The following is an 18,247-nucleotide window of genomic DNA, read 5'->3' as shown; positions in this document are numbered from 1 at the left end:
CGCTGCCGCAGCCGACGTCCAGTACGGACAGGCCGCGCAGATCTCCCAGGCGCTCGAGAACGCTGGGGGCTTCCATTCGGTGCCGGAACGGCATGGTGTGGGTGTCCTCGTACGCCTGACTCAGCTCGGCGAACTGCTCACTCATGGCTGCCCTGTCCTCTCTGCGTAGACGGCGCGGGGAAGGCGTATTCCCGCACCAATTCGGTCACCTGGATCTCGTAGTGGTTGTACCAGCGCTGCTGGCCAAGGCGTTGCGCCTGCCGGTGGCGGGCGTCTTCACGCCAGCGGCGCAGGCTCTCCGCGTCCCGCCACCACACCACGGCAAGGTGCTCGCCGTCGTCGGAGGTGTAGGAGCGCATGTCCACGAAGCCGGAGCCGGGCATGGAACGGGCGAGGTCGAGCATGTCCTCGTTCATCGTGTCCAGATCGTCACCGGCGTCTTCAGTCAAGCGGGTTCGGAAGAGCACCACGAGCATGGATGCCTCCATCTGGGACGGACTGCAAGGGATGGGGTTGCACGGCAGTCAGAGCACGGGCGGCGGCGCGGAACGTTTCGTCCGGGCCCTCCAACAGACGAGGGCCGTGGGCTGCGAGCAGGCTGTCGGCCAGATGCCGTGCGGCGCGTGCGTCGCTGAGCACGGTGGCGTAGCTGTCGTGGCTGAACGCGCAGCGCTCGTAGAGTGGATCGAACCGTGGTTCCGGGAGTAGCCGGCTCAGCCGGTCGAGCACCGCTTCCGTCCGGTCGGCCCTGTGCGGGCCGCGGGACAAGGTGCGGTAGTGGTCATGGGAGATGCGGACGATCAGCTCGACGTCGGGACGGCGTCGGCGCTCGTAGGCCTTCAGCGCGCTGGCCCAGTCCCCGGCTGCGGCCAGACACTCGTCGAGCACGCGTGCGTCCTCGAAGCCGCAGTTCATGCCATGGCCCATGAAGGGGGTCATGGCATGGCAGGCGTCGCCGAGCAGGACGGTGGTGTCGGAATGGTGCCAGCGGTCGCAACCGGTGGTGGTGATCGCGCTGGTCGGCCGGTCCCGGAACTGTTCCTCGAGGCCGGCGATCCTGGCGGTCAGGTCGCTGAACCGCTCGGCGAACAGCATGGGCACTGCTGGAGAGGTCAGGCCCGCGAAATTGTCGGGCCCGTCGCTCAGGGGCAGGAACAGCGAACCGTTGTAGCCGCCCTCGATGTCGGGGAAGGCCCCGAACAGTGCCTGCCCGCGGGGCCAGTAGTGGAATGCGGTCCGGGGATGTCGCCATTCTTCGGCGTCGGACACGTCGATTTCCTTGTAGCCCAAGGAGAGCTGGCGCACCGTTTGCCGTGCACCGGCGGCCACTAGGGCGGACCGCACGACCGAGTGCACACCGTCGCAGCCGATGACCCGGGCACACGGGATCCGCCGCATGCGCCCGTTCTCGTCGACCGTTACTGAAGGGCCGTCCAGATCCACTGCCTGCACTCGGATGCCATGGTGCATACGAACGCCCGAGGTGGCTGCGGTCGCGGAGACCAGCAGCCGGTGCAGCCGATCGCGGCGCACCGACCAGATCCGCTGTCCGTGACGTCCATAGGCGGTGTACTGCTGGGAGCCGTCCGGCCGATGGGCCAGCCGCCCTCCCAAGGGCAGGCACAGAGCGCGCACCCGCTCGGCCAGGCCCAAGTCGTCCAGCACTCGCCAACCCCGGGCCGAAAGGATCACTGTCAACGAGCGTGCTGTATGCACCTCGGCGCGCTTCACCGCAGTGTCGCGCTCCAGAACCTCCACCCGGCCGAACCTGCGGGCCAGGTACATCGCCGCGACACATCCCACCATGCCGCCGCCCACGACAACGATCGGCGCGGGCCCGTCGATGGAACCGTCGTTGCAGTGCGTCATCGCACCTCCGCTCGCGCGAGGTCAGCGTCCGCACGCCAGCGCTGCAGTTCTGGAAAGGCCCGCCCTATCCGGCTGCGCAACCAGTTCACACCTGCAGTCCCTCCCGTCCCTGGAGCCTCTCCGATCATCCGCACAACCAGCTCAAGGTGCGCCGTCTGCCACCGCCACACCCCCACTGACAAACAGCAGAGACTTTCGGCAAGCTCCCCGGCCGGCGAGGCTCGGTGCAGCCGGGCGAGAGACAGACCTTCACCGCTGAGAAGACGCATGAAAGCCTCCAATAGCGGGCTGCGGCCCTGGGGCAGGCCCATGTCGGTCATCAGCTCGCGCATCTGCCTGGACTGGGCTCCGCTGGCGGAATCGAGGCCTGCCCGAAATCGTGCAAAGTCGTTAGCGGGCAAGTGATCGAGGGAGTGCAGGCAATCGGTGAGGTAGTCCACACAGGCCGAAGCCCTGTACACGAGTGCCGACGCATGTGTGGGGTTGTCACCCGGTCCGCGCAGCACGGCCTGCGCGCGGTGCAGGTCCACCAATCCCTGCTTCAGCCATAGTTTGGAGATCTGGTGGACGATGATGAAGTAGTGCTCTGCTGCTCGGATGTCCCCGTTCCGTGTATCCGAGCGCGGGTTCCGTGCAGCAAGCAGTCGGTCCAGACGCAGATAGGTGTCGTAGTGCACGCCGCTTCCTTCCGCGGAGCGTCCAGCTCCTCGAAATTTCACAAGACGGAGGGAGGTAAGGCCAGGGGCTTCGGGACGCTCTGCCGATGTGATCGAGGCAGAGTCCGATATCGCCCGGCAGGGTCCACGGCTAGGGGGACTCCGCAATAGGAGCAATTGCGCTGCATCCTGCCTATACACACGGCGTCCTGTCAATGCCCTCGATTGGATGTGTGGAGAGCTTCTGAGCGGCCAGCTCCAGGTCAGACAGGGCTGTTCCAAAGTCGTTTGATGTTGGTGTTGTTGCTGGTTGCGGGGCGATGCCGAGGAGGTCGGGGGGCGGGCGAAGGGCTGGTAGGACATCTCGCGGAGGCCGGCGGCGATGTTGGTGTGGCCGTGGCCGCGGAGCTTGTTGATCGAAGGTTGCTCAGGGGCCGTGGCCCTGGCTGCGGTCGTAGAACTTCGCGGTGGCCCGCTCCCGGGGCAGGGCCCGCAGCCACTGGTGAAGGAGGGGCTGGTTCTTCTTGACGGTGAACACGTAGTGCGCCTGCTTCACCTCGACGAGGCAGACAGCATGGTCACGCCGTGTGTGCAAGGCGTCGGCGGTCACCACGGTCCCGGCCGGGCCGAAGGGCTCCAGCAGGGCAGCGAGGCAAGTGATTTCGTTCGTCTTGTCCAGTACCCCCAGCTGGGTGACGATCCGGCTGTCGCCGGTCATGGCGGCAAGCAGACGAGCGGCCGACACCTGCCCGCGGCGGGAACCACGAGCGCTCTTGCCCGTCCAGGGCCGGCGCCTTCGCCCCGGACGGATCACTCCCGGTCAGGTCCGCCAGGCCACCAGGGCAGACCGCGATGATGACCCGGCGCATCGTCAACCTGCGTGGTGCGATACGTACGTTAAGCGAGGCCAGCGGGCAGGCACCACACCGGGCCAGAGTCTCCTGCGGGACATTGCGTGCCCACTGGGCGATGGCCGTGCAGGACAGTGCGCCGGCCACGACCGCACAGGCCGAGACCAGCAGCACCCCCATGAACGGGTGACGTACGCCGCGACGATGGCGGGGGTCCGGCAGCCTGACCAGCCACTCCACCAGCGAGCCCCGAACGCCCCACCATGACAGGCGACTTGACGAGACCAACGGCGGCAGACTGGTGGCACATCGGGTCTCCGGTTCAGCAGGGCGACTTGAAGGGTCACCTGCTTCAAGGGGAGCCCCGTTGCTCATGACACGACCCGGCCGAGCATCGTCACAACGCTGTGACCAGCACACTCACCCGATCGTCCGGACTTTGGAACGGCCCTGAGGCATGTCGCCAGTTAGATGCAGCACGTAATTCGTGGACGGTCGAGGTCGGGAGCACATGGGCCGATCAGCAAAAGCTCCGCATGTGACCCGGCACCCCACCGTGCCGGGAGGGGGCTGCAGCACACCCGTCAGAACTGGTGCACCGAGATGGACAAGTCCTCTCGGGCGATCGCCAGTACGTGGCCTTCGGGGACAGGGGACCATGCCGGCGGGTCCTGCGGCCAGCCGGCAGACGCGATCAGGACTTTGTCCACATCCTTGCGGTAGCTCAGGGAGAAGTAGCCTTGGCCGCGACGGCCGATTACTTCAGAGTGCGGATCGTGCGCGACGTAGGCGTATACAGCTTCGGGCGTGAGCAGCATGCAGTTCAGACTTACGAAACCGACCGCTCGCGCCCGAATGTCGGCTGCAGTGATCGCGATGGCCTTGGGCGGTGCGACTCCGTTGTCGATCCGGCGGCGGATCGCAAGGTAGTAGCGCTCACTGTCGGTATTGCCTTCGGCGCTGTTCAGCAGCGAGGTGCCGATCAGGTCATCGACACAGCTGGCGGGCGAAAAGTCACCGTTGTGGACGAACGCCATCCGTTCGTCGCCGAATGGATGAGTGTTCTCCAGCACGACGGGGAACTGCTGACTGGCCATGCGCAGGTGCAGCAAGCCTGCAGTTGTGGTGCGGCCTTCTAACACAGCCGGGAGGCCGGCGCTCTCGTCAGCGCACTCGGGCTGCTTGACAGACGAGACGACGCCCTGCCGGGTGATGGACGCGACCCCCCAGCCCTGGTTGTGCTCGCACGCCATCTCGAGGAAGGGGGCCAGATCGTCGGCGAACAGCTCGCGCAGAGGTCGGGGTTCCCGGGCGACGACGCCCATCATTCTGCACATACGACCACTCATCTCTGTGAACTAGGTGCCGTACAAGGGCACGCGGAACGGGCCCGCGACGGGCTCATGTTCTGGGGGTGCAGCGTCCTGGCGGCGAAGCAGCCGACGGGGCGGACGCGGATGTGGGACTGCGCCACTCGACCGAGGACCGGGGGTGGGCCGAGAAGACCGATGGCGGGGTGCTCAAGGTTGTGGGGACGCCGGGCGGGGAGTTCGCTGCGTCAGCGGATCGGCGATGATGGCGTGCGGGCCATGCCGGTGCGGCGTTCGAGCCACCCGGCTGCGGTGGCCAATACGGAGTTGATGAAAACGTAGATCACTGCAACGACCAGATAGCTCTGGACGATGGTGTGGTCGAACTCACCGAGCACCTTTGCGGAGTTCAGTAGCTCGAGGAAGCTGACGGCATAACCGAGAGTGCTGTCTTTCAGCAACCGGACCAGTTGACCGACCAGCGTCGGCGAAATACTGCGGATGGCCTGGGGCAGAAGCACCAGCCGCATGGTCGGCCAGTATCCGAGTCCGAGAGCGTGGGCCGCCTCGCTCTGACCGCGAGGCAGCGCACGGACGCCGGCACGGAAGATCTCGGCGAACACCGCAGCATTGGTGATCACGATCGGCCACACAAGCTGCCAGAACAGGGAGAGGTGGACGCCCGCGCCGGGCAGCCCGAGCAGAAATGCGTAGATCAGGAGGAGTAGTGGCACCGCCCGCATGGACTCGACGTAGATTCCGGCCAGCCACTTCGCTGGACGGTTGCGAGCGAGCCGCCCCAAGGCCAGGAGGGCGCCGAAGGGTAGTGCGAGCGCACCGCTGACCAAAGTGACCCGGATGGTCGCCCACAGCCCGGTGAGCAGGTAGCGCATGACAGTCGGCTCGGCGAACAACGTCCACTTCGCAGCATCGAGTTGGCCGTGGCTCGCGAACTGCCGTACCACCAGCCAGATCCCTGCGGCCAGCACCAGCAGCGAGGCCGCCGTGGCGACGGCGATCCGGTTCTGGCCGCGGGGGCCGGGCGGGTCGAAGAGCGAACCCACGTCGTCACCGGCCCGGGCAGCCAGATGTGCTCGCCACCAGGACTGGGGCTGCGGAACCATAGGGTCGCCGAGAAGTGCCGGGCCGCCCGGAGTCTGCCGGTCGCCTTGCCTACGAGCATAGTCGTTGGTGCTGGCGGTAGGCACGTCCGCGCCCAGCGGTGCGCTGCTGGAAGCGGATGACGGGGATGCGATTCGCTTCATCGCAGCACCACCGACTTACGCTCCATAATTGCTGCCAGGCGTCCGATCAGCAAAGTGAGGGCTATATAGCACACAGATGCGGCCCCAAAGGTGATCAGCGGTTGCGCGTATTGCTGATCGAGGAGTTGAGTCTGTCCGGTCAGCTCCTCGGTGACTCCGACGGATGAGGCCAGAGATGAATTGAGTATCACGGCGATGAGAAGCGAGGCCGATGGCTGGATCATGGAGCGGACCGCCTGCGGCAATACGATCAGCCGCAGCACCTGGGCGACGGACAGGCCCAACGCACGGCCCGCCTCGAACTGTCCGGCCGGCACCGACAGCACCCCCGACCTGATGGCCTCGCAGAAGAATGCGGCCCAGTACAGACTCATTGCCGTTACCGCGGTCCAGAACAGCGAGGAGAGCATCCCGATCTCCGGCAGGCCGAACACGAACAGCGTCAGCAGGACCAGGAGTGGCACACTGCGCAGGACAGTGACATACGCCCATCCCAGTACGCGCAGCGGCAGCACGGGACTGATCCGGAAGCACGCCAGGACCAGACCGAGCAATCCGGCCAGGATGAACGTGCTGCTACTCAGTTCGAGGGAAACCAGCAGACCGTGACCGAAGACACCCAGATGGGAGGTGATGATGGCCATGGCCGTCAGTCAATCCTCGGGGGCGCGGGAGCGGCGCCCGGGACCTCGGTGCCGACGGTCGCGCTCCAGACCTTGGCCCAGGTACCGTCGCCCTCGATTTTCTTCAGCCAGCTATTGACGAAGTGCTTGAAGTCGGATTCACCGAGGGGAAGTCCGATGCCGTAAGGCTCCTGGCTGAAGGTGCTGCCTGACACCCTGACGTCGGGGTTCGTAGCGGCGTTGCCCGCCAGGATGCCCTGGTCGAGAACGTAGGCGTCGGCCCTGCCCTGCTGAAGAGCCTGAAGGCATTCGGTGTTGGTGTCGAAGAGCTGCACCTTCGCACCAGGGGCAGCCTTCTTCACAGCCGCGGCGGCGGTGGAACCGGACTCCGTGACCACTGTCTTGCCCGCGAGGCCGTCCGGCGATGCGATGGTGTTCTCGGACTTCCTGACTTCGATGGCCAGGCCGTCCTCATAGTAGGGACCAGCGAAGGTAACGGATTTGGCGCGCTCGGGCGTCATGGTGTAGGTGGCGAACACCGCGTCCACCTGATGGCTCTTGAGCAATGCTTCCCGGGTCGCCGAGGTGACGTTGACCAGCTTCGTCGAGGGCTTTCCGATGATGTACTTCGCCAGCAGCTGCGACATGGCCGCGTCGAAGCCGTCGACCCGGCCAGTGGTCGGATTCAGCAAGGAGAAGAGCGCGGCGGTCTGGGTACCGCCGACCACCAGGGTGCCGCGTGACTTGATCTTCGCCGCGGTGGAGCCGCTCGGCATCAGCGCCGAACTCGCAGGCTGCTCCTCGGCGACGAGTCTGTCGATGGCTCCGGAGGCGGCCGCGGAGAGAGAGCCGCTTGCCGACCCGGGCGCCCCAGGGACGCCGGGTGAGCTCGTGGAACTGCCGGAGCACCCGCTCACGGTCAGGGCGGCCGCGGTAATCAGGCCGACAGTGAGGCCGGCACTGGCTCGAGTGCCGCGAGAGGACGCTCTTCTACGGACGTTCATTACTCTCCTGCGCGGGAAGACGGTCGCCTGCGCCTGACACGACGACCGAAGCCACCAGACGGGCGTGAAGCGAAGTGGAACAGAAAAGGGGTGTGTTCGAGCGTTACGGAGCCGGCTCGAAAATGGCCCTGTTAGGTGAAGCGTCACACTCAGGCATAGTTCAGCACTTTTGAAAGGAATTTCACGGCGCGTTCGTGTCGGGGAGTACCGAAGAACTCGGTGGGCGGTGCGACTTCCAGAATCCGTCCGGCATCCATGAAGACAACCTTGTCGGCGGCTCTGTGAGCAAATCCCATCTCGTGGGTGACCACAATCATCGTCATGCCATCGGAGGCCAACTCGACTAGAACGTCGAGCACCTCCTGGATCATTTCAGGATCGAGCGCCGAGGTCGGCTCGTCGAACAACAGGACCTTGGGCTCCATGGCCAGCGCTCTCGCGATGGCCACTCGCTGCTGCTGGCCGCCGGACAGTTCGGCGGGGTAGGAATCGGCTTTGTCGGCCAGACCGACGCGCCCCAGCAGCACGTGGCCCTCGGCCTGTGCGTCAGCCCGGGACCGGCCGCGCACCTTGACCGGTGCCAGAACGATGTTCTGTAGAGCGGTCAAGTGGGGGAAGAGATTGAAATCTTGGAAGACCATGCCGGCGTCGGCCCGCAGCCTGGCCAGCTCCCGGCCCTCCGCCGGCAGCGGAACGCCGTCGATGGCAATGGTGCCTGAACTGACCGTCTCCAGCCGGTTGATGCATCGGCACAGCGTGGACTTGCCGGAACCGGACGGCCCGACAAGTACAACGACTTCACCTGCGGCCACGTCGAGGTCGATGTCGTACAGAACCTGAGTGGATCCAAAATGTTTGTTTACGCCGGCGATCCGTACCAGCGGCTCAGCGGACGTGCTCACAAAAACTCCGGGATGAGGGTCGGGGGCTGGACGGTCTCGGCGTCCGCTCGGTGCGGATTCCATTGCATCGGACTTCGGGTACCGGGTCCAATGCGGATTTTTTCATCGATCCATCAATGGCGTTTATCATTCGAAGTTGCCGGAGTCATGCCGACTGAGGATGCCGAATAGATCGCCGCCTCGGCTTCTCCACCTGCCGTGACCCCGTCGCTCGGCTGCACCCGATCTGACACTCCGCTATGAGTTATGGAGCTCTGCACGTGGGTCTGGGCACGACTTACGTCTGCCCGAGTCGGCGTGGTAACAGATCTGGAGGCCCCTGTGTACGTCGGGTCGATCCATGACCGGGCGACCCGTATGTCCGCTCCCTCTTCACGCTGACGCCGAGTAGGGCGCCACCGAGGGCCACCGGCCGGCCGCGGGCAGGTTCGAAAGCGGCTGGGGACGCAGCTGCGCGGGACGCGTCACGGCGTGGATGCCTCCGCGTGATGAGATGCCGCTCTTACGGCAGCGAGCGCAGACAGTTGCGATCGCATGCCGTCCGCTACCAGGCTCCCGTGCAAGGATAAGGCTGCGGCACAACTGATTGGCGGTCAAACGGCATCAATCGGTCGCTCTCATCCCCGGTTTGCGAGTATCCAAATACGCTCCTTGTGTGGCCGCAGTCAGCCACTGGTTGATTCCGATTGCCGTTAACCTTTCGTCCACCGCTGCGCGCAAGGCTCTCAGCAGAGTAGATATCGCGGTGACCCGGATCATGTCCGGCCACAGCAATGCATAGACGCGTCGTCGGGGCCAGCCATCGAGGGGGCGTATCGCCAATTGCGGATCACGCTGCGGCGCCAGGCCGAGCCCGTCCATCATGGCGATCCCCACTCCGCTGGCCACCAGATTGTGGATGGTCGCCTGATCGTCGGTGGTGGCGGTCACCTTGGGTTCGAAGCCGGCTTTGGCGCACTTGGCGAGGAAACGGCTCCGACCCGTCTCCAGGACCCACTGTTCGCCGGCTAGGTCCTCCAGAGCGAGGGTGGGATGGTCGGCGAGTGGATGGCCGGCGGGGAGAAGGATGCACCTCCGGTCAGTGAGCAGGGGAAGTCTCAACATCTGGGCATCCGGCACGACGGTCTGCTGTCCCTCATCGGGGACATCCAGGTCACACATGAGGGCAAGGTCTATCTCACCCGAACGGAGCAGGCGGTACGACTCCGGGCAGGATGCCTGATGCAGTGTCACCTCAATATCGGGTTGTTCCCGACGGAGCTTGGCCATGGCTCCGGGGACTACTGCTACGCAGGCGCTCTGGATGGCTGACAGGCGGACGACGTCAGCGCTGTGCGCGGCGAGTCTCTCGAATTCGCTCTCAACGGACCGGAGCGCTGCCAGTACCGAATCCGCATGGACGGCGAGCTTGCGTCCGGCGGCTGTCAGTTGGACGGTCCGACCGACCCTGACGGCAAGCGGCACGCCTACCGTGCGCTCGAGACTGCGCATCTGGTAGCTGACGGCGGGTTGGGTGTAACCAAGGGCCCTGGCAGCGGCGGTGTACGAGCCGGTGCGGGCTACCTCCGCAAGCACACGCAACGGGTGAACGTTAAGCATGAATCCCACCATAAGGACTGTTTATTGGAGCTTGGTGAACGCTTATTGGACGTGTGGCCAGATAAACGGGAAGCTGATCCCGTGAGCGCTTCCCCGGACTCGGGTCCCGTGTGGGGGAGTGATGTCACCACCTCCGATAAATAGGGTGAGAATTCTGGCGAGCGGTGGCCGGCGACTGCACAATTCATGATCGACCAATTTGCACACTATACCTCGCCGGAGCGGATCTGTATCCCTATCCGCACCTTTTTCGTGTGCACGTGGACGCTAAGAGAAGTACTTATAGGTACTACGAAGCACCCCTTTTTGTGGACGCCGAGCATGTCCGTAGTCCGCGCAGACGGGTGCCAGCGACAGTCTTGGCCCTGAGACGACACACACCTCACGGAGGAGCGGGGGAGTGGCACGGGGACAGGTGGCAGGCAGGTCGGGGCGGCCAACCTAGCCCACACGCGACGAAAGGCGTTCCGTTGCAGTCGGCGTCACCGGAGCTGCCTGGACCGCCGACGACGCGCTTGTCCGGAAAGTCGCCGCACGGCCGTTGGTGCTGACACGACAGCTGTAGTTCTGGTCATAGCCGGTCCTGGAGAGCATGTCGGCACTGGTGGCAGGCTTGTGCCACGGCTTGATGGTGGCGGCGCCAGGCGATCCAGCGCAGGACGTGTTCCGTGTCCCGGACCGGTGGTGTGAGGACGAACGCCCGGAGGAGTCGGATGAGTTCGGGGCAGGTCAGCGGGACGAGACCGGCTGGTCCGGCTGGGCCGGTCGTGGTCGTGGCGGCGGTGGCCAGGGCGAGGACGGCGGATGCGACAAGGCAGGACAGCGACCAGCGCATCGAGGAGTTCCAGCAGGTCACCTGTCTTTCGTCCAGGCCGGTGAAGGTCCTGCCGAGCTGGAAGGTCTCCTTGATCCGCCGCCGTCGGCAGGTCACCTCCATCAGCCGGGCGAGGGTGACATCCTCGGGTGCCCAAGCAGCGGAAGAAGGAGATCTCGCCGGTGTAGCGGTGCCGACGGGCGACCAGGACGCTGGTGCCGTGGTCGTTGTGCCCGTCGGGGGTGTCGTCGGCGCGGACGTCGAGCCACCTGATGGTTCCGGGGATGGCGCTACCGGCGTCGCGCTGCTTGTTCTTGAGGTCGCTCGTCCGTGCTGCACGAAGCACGCGTTCGAGACGTTTGCTCACCGGGTGGTCGGGATGGTCGCGCAGATGGGGAGGCGCACGGTCACCGGGATGCTGACCGGGGTGGGGCTGTCACCACTGTGGCCGCATCTCAGGGCGCATGCCTTCTTCTCGCAGGCGCCCTGAGATCCCGACCGGCTCGGACTGCGGCTGGCTCGCGCGGTCGTGGAGGCCCTGTTGCCGGCGGACGCGCCGGTCCTGCCCGCACGCGGTCCGCAGCCGCTCCGTCAGCCGCATCCGGGACGGTATCTGCACGATCTGCTCGGTGAACGAGCCACGTCCGCACTGCCGTTCGCGGCACTGCCAGCGTCGCTTGTGCCAGCGGATCAGCACCGGACTCCCGCCGTGCGGCAGGTCACGAGGCCGCGTCACGGCCCGTTCCTTGCCGGGTGGCGAAGGTCCCGCACGACGGACAGACCCGCGCCGCCGGGTCTGTGGTCACCAGATGGACCGTGCGCGTCCCGTCCTCGCCCCGGACCACCTCCACAACCGCGACCCCCTCCAGATCGAACAGCGCCGTCGCGCCGGTGTCGTGCTCCATGCCGCCCGTGTCGCTCGTAGCTCCACTGCCTCAGCAACAGTGATCATCCACAAGCGCCGAGGGCGGTTCGCGTTCAGACCCGACCTCCCACACGGCAGTCACGCTCCGCAAGCAGCGACACGGCCAGCGAAGACCCCTCCCCGGCTGAATTCGAAGACCCCAGTGACCAGCCTTGCCTCGGATGACTGGTAAATCCTCGGCGTCCGGAGATCCGAAAGCTGCCTCATGTGTAACTGCTTCTATATATCTACTCCTGTTTCGGTTCGACGGCGGTGGCCTCGATGATGCTGGTGCTCGACGACGCCATCGGCAGTACACGTTGGACGTGGAATCCTGCCCTGCCCAGTAGCGTCTCGAACTGGTCGCGCGTGCGTTCCTGGCCGCCGTTGAGGATGAGCATCACCATGTCCAGGATTTTGCTGGGCGCTGGGTCGTTTCCTGGTTCGATGACCGACTCCACGACGAGCAGGGTGCCGCCCGGGGGCATTGCCGCACGCACACTCGTGAGGATCTCGACGCATTTCTCGTCACTCCAGTCATGCAGCACCCACTTGAGCACGTACGCGTCGCCGCCCCCAGGAACGGAGTCGAAGAAGTCGCCGCCGACGACCTCGGCGCGGTCGCCCAGACCTGCTGACCGCAGCAGTGCGTCACTGACCACGTGCGACTGGTCGAACACGATGCCGTGGAGGCCGGGGGTGCCGGCGAGCACGCCCGCGATGAGCGCGCCCTCGCCACCGCCCACGTCGACCACAGTGCCGAATGAGCTGAAGTCGTAGGCTGCCACCAAGTCGTCGATCATTACCTCGGATTCGCGGGACATCACCTGGTTCATCAGGTCGTTCGCCTCGGGCCGATCGGCGTGATACTGCCACACCGGTTCACCGAACGCCTTGGTGAACGCTTCCTCGCCGGTGCGGATCGAATGCGACATCTCGCCCCACGCCGGGTACAGCACGCCGAGGGTGTGCAGCACGAACGGTCGCAACGAGCCGGGCACGTCCGAGCGCAGCGCGTTCGCCCTTGGCGTCGTGGCGAACGTGCGCGGAGCGGTCTCGGCGAACAGGCCGACGCTCGCCAGCAGCCGCAGCAGTCGATACAGCGACGGCTCGTGTGTGCCGGTGGCCTCTGCGAGCCGAGCGCTGCTGGCGGGGCTGGTGGCGAGGTGATCGGCGATCCGTAGTTCCGCGGCCACGTGAACTGCCCGGGCGGTGAGCAGGTTCAGGGCCATGTCGAACATGCCGGTGCGGTCGATGATCAGGTCGCTCATCAGGTGGCTCCAGGATCAAGTGCGGTTTCTGAGAACGCGCGTGCCAGCTCCGCACGCAGGAGTGCGGCGAACGCGTGTACGTGCCGGGGGCCGATCATGGAGTAGTGCTCGCCCAATACATCGACGTACTGCACGGGTTCGCGGGTGTGCTCGTCCCAGCGGCGCAGTTCTTTCTGGACCCAGTCATGGCGGGTACCGCGTAGCGGGTCGGCGCAGAACACGGTCATCGCTCGCACCTGGCCAGTGGGGTAGTAGGTGCGGCCGAGCGAGGTCAGACCGTGTGCGAGATCGGCCCACGCGGTGAGCCGGGGCAGGTCGAGATTCAACTGAGCGAGTCTGCCGGGCGGGGCGAGGTTCAGCAGTGTGGCGATCTGCTCGTTCTTCGGCAGCGACCGCAACCGGCCGGGCAGCCGTCCCGCTTCGTCGACGTCCACCAGGCCCAGGAACATCGCCAGATTGACTGCGGTCTCGACGAAGTCGAGTTCGTCCATGCGGTACTTGATGTGTGGCGGGAGGTTGAAGCTGCCAAGAAATGCCACCCGTTCGCCATCAGCCTCCAGCACCTTGGCGATCTCGAATGCGACGGCCGCACCGAAGGAGTATCCGGCAAGCGCGTACGGGCCGTGTGGTTGCACACGGCGGATGGCTGCGACGTATGACCGGGTCATCTCGGTGAAGCTGCCGAAGGGCTTCTCTCCGGGGTTGAAGCCACGGGCTCGCAGTGCGTGGAACGGTCGCTCGCGCGCGAAGTGCTTGGCCAGGTTGACGAACACCAGAACCTCGCCGACGCCGGGATGCACGCAGAACAGGGGGGTGCCCTCGCCACTTGCCTGCAGCGTCACCACAGGGTCGTAGGCCCTGTCCGCCGTGGCGGGAGCCCCGATCAGCCGTGCCAGCTCACGCACGCTCGGGGCGCGCAACACGTCGAGCACTGGCAGTTCGACACCGAGCCTGGCCCTCACCGTTCGCGCAAGCCGCAGCACGTCGAGTGAGGTCCCGCCCAGATCGAAGAAGCCGGTCGTGGCGCTGATCGCGCTGAGGCCGAACAGTTCGGCATAGATCTCGGCCAGTGCCGTCTCGGTCGGTCCTTGAGGGTCGGTGTGCCCGCCGACCGTATCGGCGACCAGCGCCGCGACCTCGTGTGCCCGCTCGGTGTAGCTCCCGGCTTCCCATCGGGCGCGCAGCACGCCGCGCTGCACCTTTCCCAGGCTGGTCTTCGGGAACTCCGAGCGGGGCAGGGGAAGAACCACTGCGGGCCGGAAACCCCAGTGCAGGACTACCCGATCGCGGACCCTGGCGACCACATGAGGCAGCTCTTCGTCCAAGACCGTGGAGGCGAACAGAACAGCCAACTGCTCGGTATCGCAGTCGGGCGGCCGGACGGGGAACGCAGCCACAAAGGATCGGGCGACACCTTCGACCTCCACCAGGACGGATTCGAGGTCGTGGCTGTAGTAGTTGACACCATTGACGATGATGCTGTCCTTGCTGCGCCCGACCAGCGTCAGTCGATCACCGTTGAGCACGCCGAGGTCACCGGTGCGCAGCCAGCCCTCCGGCGTGAGCGCGGCGGCCGTGGCGGCGGCATCGCGGTAGTAGCCGGTCGTCACCATGGGGCCGCGCAACCACACCTCGCCGGGTGTGCCTGCGGACGGCGCGGCCCCAGTCGCCGGGTCGGCGATATGCACTTCCAGCCCTGTCACCGGGCGGCCCACCGCCGCGAACTCGCCGTCTGCGTCGGCGTCCGGGAACTCACGGTTGTAGAGGGACCCCGCGCAGGTTTCGGTCATGCCGAAGGCAGGCCACAGCGCCGTTCGGGGGAGCCCGTGCTGCGCGAGTAGTTCGAGGAAACGCACCCCGGTCGCGACCGGGTTGGCCTCGCCGCCGGAGATGATTCGGTGTACGTGGGACAGGTCGAGTGCGTCGGCGAGCGGGCTGGCGCCGAGCCGGGCATTGATCAGCCCCAGCAGGAAGTTGGGTGTGAACGTTGCGGTGACCCGGTGAGCGGACAATGCGCGCAGGAACACCACCGGGTCGGTGAGCACCGACTGCGGTGCTATGTGCAGCTGCGTCGCACTGGTGGCGACCGGCAGGAGATGTCCTTCCAGCACCGCCGCTACGTGGTCGTAGGACACCCAATTGAAGGTGATGTCGTCGGGCCCTGCGCGGTGGGCTTCGGCCTTCGCCCGCATCGATGCGACCAGGTTGGCGTGTGTGAGTTGCACCGCCTTCGCTGTCCCGGTCGATCCTGACGTCAGTACCAGCAGTGCCACGTCCTCCGGCCGTGCCACGACGTCCACAGAGAGCTGCTGTGTGTCCCCGGTGGTGAGCTCGGTCAGGTCGACGACATCCAGCCTGGCACCCGTGGGCATGTGAGCGCGCAGCTCCGGCGTGGTGAGAACGAGCGGATCGTCCAACAATGCGGCGACATTGCGGAGTTGGGCCGCCCAGCGCTGAGGGTCCTCGCGCAGCGGTGTCAGTGGACACGCTGTGAGCCCGCCGAGCAGGCATGCCCACAGCGCAGGCAGAAAGTCTCGCGGCTGTTCGAGCAGCAGCGCAACTGCTCGGCCGGGGCGTGCCCCCCGCCCCCGCAGTGCATGGAGCAGCCGGGTCGCCTCGGCCAGCAGATGCGGGTAGCGCATGGTTTGTGGTGCTGCTTCGGGGTCGTCGCCGAGGTAACCAACACCGTTGTCGGGGTGGTTATGTGCGGCGCGCAACAACAGTTCCGCCGCAGTGCTGGGCGAGCACTGCTCGTCATCAGCAGAAGAGGGGACACCTTCCACGGTCACGATCCTGCCTCCATCTTGCTGGGGGCGGTCGGTCCGGGAAGAAGCACGATGCGAGACGTCAGCCGGGCTGCGTCCTGCCACGATTGCGCGACGTCGGCCAGGGGACGAGCCTCGGCCTCAACGACCAGGTCGCCCGCCGCGACCGGACCGGCCAGATCGGCGAGCCCGGCGACGATCTCGTCTGCGCTCAGTGCCCCTCGGCCGCTGCCGACGATGTCGATGCGGCATGAACGCAACGCCGCTGACGGCAGTGGCGCATCGGGGCTGGCAGCCGAACCGATCTCGACCCAGGTGAGCTTGTGGCTCGGATCGCGACGGCGAGCAGCGATAGCCGCCATGATGGCGGCGGTCGGCGTTCCCCACACGTAATCGAGCACGACATCGACATCGGCCGCAGTGGTGCCGAGCAGTTGGGTCTCGCCGATCGCTACGACATCGGTCGCTCCCAGTGCAGAAAGTTCCGCGAGCCTGCCGGGATCGCGGCCGGCGGCGATCACACGCCGGGCGCTGAGCAGCGCCGCGATCCGCACGGCCATCCGGCCGGAGTTGCCGGTGGCACCGAGCACGAGCACGTCTTGACCGGCGCGGAGCCGAGTACGTCCGCGCAGTACGAGCCACGCCGACATGGCGGGGTTCATAGTGGCGGCCACAGCAACCGGATCGGCATCGGGGGGCAGCGGCACGGTATGCCGGGCGTTCACCACGATCCGCTCCGCCATGGCTCCGCCGTCTCTTGATCCGAGGAAAATGAAGTAGCGCAACTCTCCGTCGGTGTCTCGACCGACGCCGTCGATTCCCGGGACGAACGGCACCGCCCGCGGACTCGTGTAGTGCGATCCGTCCGCCTGTGCGAGCACGATTGGGTGCAGACCGACGGCGAGGACGTCGAGCAGCAGGTCGTGGGCGCCCACGGCGGAGGGGGCGGGCAGCTCCACCAACTTGGGGGGTGAGCCGAACGAGGCGACTGTGACGGCCTTCATCGTGAGTCCTTGCATCCTCTCGGAACGGGGGTGCTTGTCCACGGGGGTGCTTGTCCGAGAACTTGAGGCACCCCCGCCTTGGAAGCCGGGTGAGGAGAGGTCGCCAAGGGCTCGGGTGGTCGGTCGTTCGCCCGTTCGGGGCGGTGGGGCCAGGGTTTCCTGTTCTCACAGACCCCGCGGAACCCCGTTCAAGATCAGGGCGCGCCTCGCTGACGGCGGGGGAAGCACAACAGCGAGGCACGCGATCAAAGGATGACAGTCGGTCGTCGGTTTTCGCTCGTAGGGCTACTGCCGTGTGCCCGTAGGGCCACTGCCGTGTGCCCGTAGGGCCACTGCCGTGTGTGGGTGGAGGCGCTGTGCTTGAGGCCCGGCCGGGACGGCGGCGAGGGCCTGTGTGTGGCCGACGTGGTGGCCCTGGCTGGGCGTGCGGCTCGGTCTGTCGGTCGTGAACCGTCGCCGTGCCCGCTACCGAGAGGTCGCGCCCGCGCTCGAGCAGCCGTCAAGAAGATGGCGCCGCGCTCGATGAGGATCTGGAACCCGATGAGCCCCTGGCGTGGGAACCGGTCTGGAAGCGGCCCCGGACGCCAAGGAACGATCGGAAGAAGAAGGCGGAGCTGCGCAAAAGCAACGGCGGCGGCTCCAGGACGCCGGACGGCGCCGATTCGTCGCCGGGCGGTCGCGCCTGGCGCGAGCGAGCAGCAGTTGCGGGTCATCACTGCCGAAGGCCTCGGCGAGATGTATTTCCGCGACGATGGCCGCCGTGCCCGGGGCCTGATGGTGGAGTTCGTCGACGTCGAACAACTTGGCTTCGACCTGTGTCGTTGCGGTGGGGGTAGTTGGTGTGCGGGGTGGTGTGTGAGCAGTGGTGTTGGTGGTTGGTTGAGTGGCCCGGCTGTTGTAGGTAGCTCCTGTGTCTCATGGGTCGGCTGCTGTTTTGGCTGGTCGTGTGTCACGAACGCTGAAGGAGGCTTCGATGTAGGAGCTTCCGGAAGCGGTGCTGTGCAGGAGATGGAGGCAGGTCCTCCGGGGTCGCTCTGCAGGGGGAGGCTCCAAACCACCGCAGGCTGCGTCGGTTAAGTGCCGTTCGTGGTGAGCGCTGCGGGAAATGGCGCGACATGATCGCGTCAGGTGTGGGTCAGGAAGGCGAGCGGGAGCGAACCGCTGATGACGTGTCGTAATAAATTCCAGTGGCGTCGAAACCAGGGCGAGACCAGGGCTCTGGGACAAGTCCGGGGGGAGCCTGCTGACTGCCCGGATGGCGTCCGGCATGTAGGCGGCGCGAGACTGCCCTGGGCTCTTGCGCGGAACGTGAGAACCTGTCGCTTCGGTACTGCTGCCGGCCGGTGCGGTCGGCAGCGAGAGGGAGATCCCCAAGCGGCCAACACCGCAAGGGGCCGTGTACCGATGCGG

The 18,247-nt window shown here is 66.1% G+C and carries 16 protein-coding genes and 1 pseudogene; all 17 read right to left on the bottom strand.

Features of this window, described 5'->3' with window-relative positions; all coding sequences use genetic code 11:
* Positions 1-137 precede the first annotated feature (137 nt).
* Positions 138-449 (bottom strand): antibiotic biosynthesis monooxygenase, encoded by a 312-nt coding sequence (locus tag AB0L95_RS37480; protein WP_365170287.1) that lies wholly within the window; start codon positions 447-449, stop codon positions 138-140.
* On the bottom strand, positions 442-1,818 hold the full coding sequence (locus AB0L95_RS37475; RefSeq protein ID WP_365170284.1) for an NAD(P)/FAD-dependent oxidoreductase: 1,377 nt from the start codon (positions 1,816-1,818) through the stop codon (positions 442-444). Before AB0L95_RS37475 ends, AB0L95_RS37480 begins: the two co-directional genes overlap by 8 nt.
* Before the next feature lie 47 nt (positions 1,819-1,865).
* Entirely contained in the window at positions 1,866-2,888 is a 1,023-nt protein-coding gene (locus AB0L95_RS37470) for a tryptophan 2,3-dioxygenase family protein (protein WP_365170281.1), read from the bottom strand.
* A 64-nt stretch (positions 2,889-2,952) separates the two neighbouring features.
* On the bottom strand, positions 2,953-3,243 hold the full coding sequence (locus tag AB0L95_RS37465; RefSeq protein WP_365170279.1) for a hypothetical protein: 291 nt from the start codon (positions 3,241-3,243) through the stop codon (positions 2,953-2,955).
* Between the two features lie 172 nt (positions 3,244-3,415).
* A pseudogene (locus AB0L95_RS37460) lies at positions 3,416-3,556 on the bottom strand (ISAs1 family transposase); the annotation flags it as partial.
* A 404-nt stretch (positions 3,557-3,960) separates the two neighbouring features.
* The gene (locus tag AB0L95_RS37455) at positions 3,961-4,704 is read right to left on the bottom strand and encodes a class II glutamine amidotransferase (protein WP_365170276.1); all 744 of its coding nucleotides are present in this window, start codon (positions 4,702-4,704) and stop codon (positions 3,961-3,963) included.
* Positions 4,705-4,934: 230 nt separating this feature from the next.
* Positions 4,935-5,951, bottom strand: a complete 1,017-nt coding sequence (locus AB0L95_RS37450) for an amino acid ABC transporter permease (RefSeq protein WP_365170273.1) — start codon at positions 5,949-5,951, stop codon at positions 4,935-4,937.
* On the bottom strand, positions 5,948-6,595 hold the full coding sequence (locus AB0L95_RS37445; protein WP_365170270.1) for an ABC transporter permease subunit: 648 nt from the start codon (positions 6,593-6,595) through the stop codon (positions 5,948-5,950). The genes AB0L95_RS37450 and AB0L95_RS37445 overlap by 4 nt, the downstream gene beginning before the upstream one ends.
* Before the next feature lie 5 nt (positions 6,596-6,600).
* Entirely contained in the window at positions 6,601-7,350 is a 750-nt protein-coding gene (locus AB0L95_RS37440; protein ID WP_365170267.1) for a glutamate ABC transporter substrate-binding protein, read from the bottom strand.
* A gap of 377 nt (positions 7,351-7,727) precedes the next feature.
* Entirely contained in the window at positions 7,728-8,480 is a 753-nt protein-coding gene (locus tag AB0L95_RS37435; RefSeq protein WP_365170264.1) for an amino acid ABC transporter ATP-binding protein, read from the bottom strand.
* A 603-nt stretch (positions 8,481-9,083) separates the two neighbouring features.
* Positions 9,084-10,079: a LysR family transcriptional regulator gene (locus AB0L95_RS37430; protein WP_365170261.1), complete on the bottom strand. Its 996-nt coding sequence runs from the start codon at positions 10,077-10,079 to the stop codon at positions 9,084-9,086.
* A gap of 571 nt (positions 10,080-10,650) precedes the next feature.
* Entirely contained in the window at positions 10,651-11,016 is a 366-nt protein-coding gene (locus tag AB0L95_RS37425) for a hypothetical protein (RefSeq protein ID WP_365170258.1), read from the bottom strand.
* A 313-nt stretch (positions 11,017-11,329) separates the two neighbouring features.
* Positions 11,330-11,629: a transposase family protein gene (locus tag AB0L95_RS37420; RefSeq protein ID WP_365170256.1), complete on the bottom strand. Its 300-nt coding sequence runs from the start codon at positions 11,627-11,629 to the stop codon at positions 11,330-11,332.
* Positions 11,613-11,798: a hypothetical protein gene (locus tag AB0L95_RS37415; RefSeq protein ID WP_365170253.1), complete on the bottom strand. Its 186-nt coding sequence runs from the start codon at positions 11,796-11,798 to the stop codon at positions 11,613-11,615. The genes AB0L95_RS37420 and AB0L95_RS37415 overlap by 17 nt, the downstream gene beginning before the upstream one ends.
* 247 nt (positions 11,799-12,045) lie before the next feature.
* The gene (locus AB0L95_RS37410; RefSeq protein ID WP_365170251.1) at positions 12,046-13,068 is read right to left on the bottom strand and encodes a methyltransferase; all 1,023 of its coding nucleotides are present in this window, start codon (positions 13,066-13,068) and stop codon (positions 12,046-12,048) included.
* Positions 13,068-15,857 carry a non-ribosomal peptide synthetase gene (locus tag AB0L95_RS37405; RefSeq protein ID WP_365170248.1) on the bottom strand — a complete coding sequence of 930 codons (2,790 nt, stop codon included), beginning with the start codon at positions 15,855-15,857 and terminating at the stop codon, positions 13,068-13,070. The genes AB0L95_RS37410 and AB0L95_RS37405 overlap by 1 nt, the downstream gene beginning before the upstream one ends.
* Positions 15,854-16,837, bottom strand: coding sequence for a zinc-binding alcohol dehydrogenase family protein (locus AB0L95_RS37400; RefSeq protein ID WP_365170245.1), 984 nt, complete (start codon positions 16,835-16,837; stop codon positions 15,854-15,856). The genes AB0L95_RS37405 and AB0L95_RS37400 overlap by 4 nt, the downstream gene beginning before the upstream one ends.
* Between the last annotated feature and the right edge of the window lie 1,410 nt (positions 16,838-18,247).

The organism is Streptomyces sp. NPDC052036 (assembly GCF_040680495.1).
GTDB lineage: Bacteria > Actinomycetota > Actinomycetes > Streptomycetales > Streptomycetaceae > Streptomyces.
Note: the sequence above shows the minus strand (reverse complement) of the source record. Positions and strands in the feature narration are given on the sequence as shown.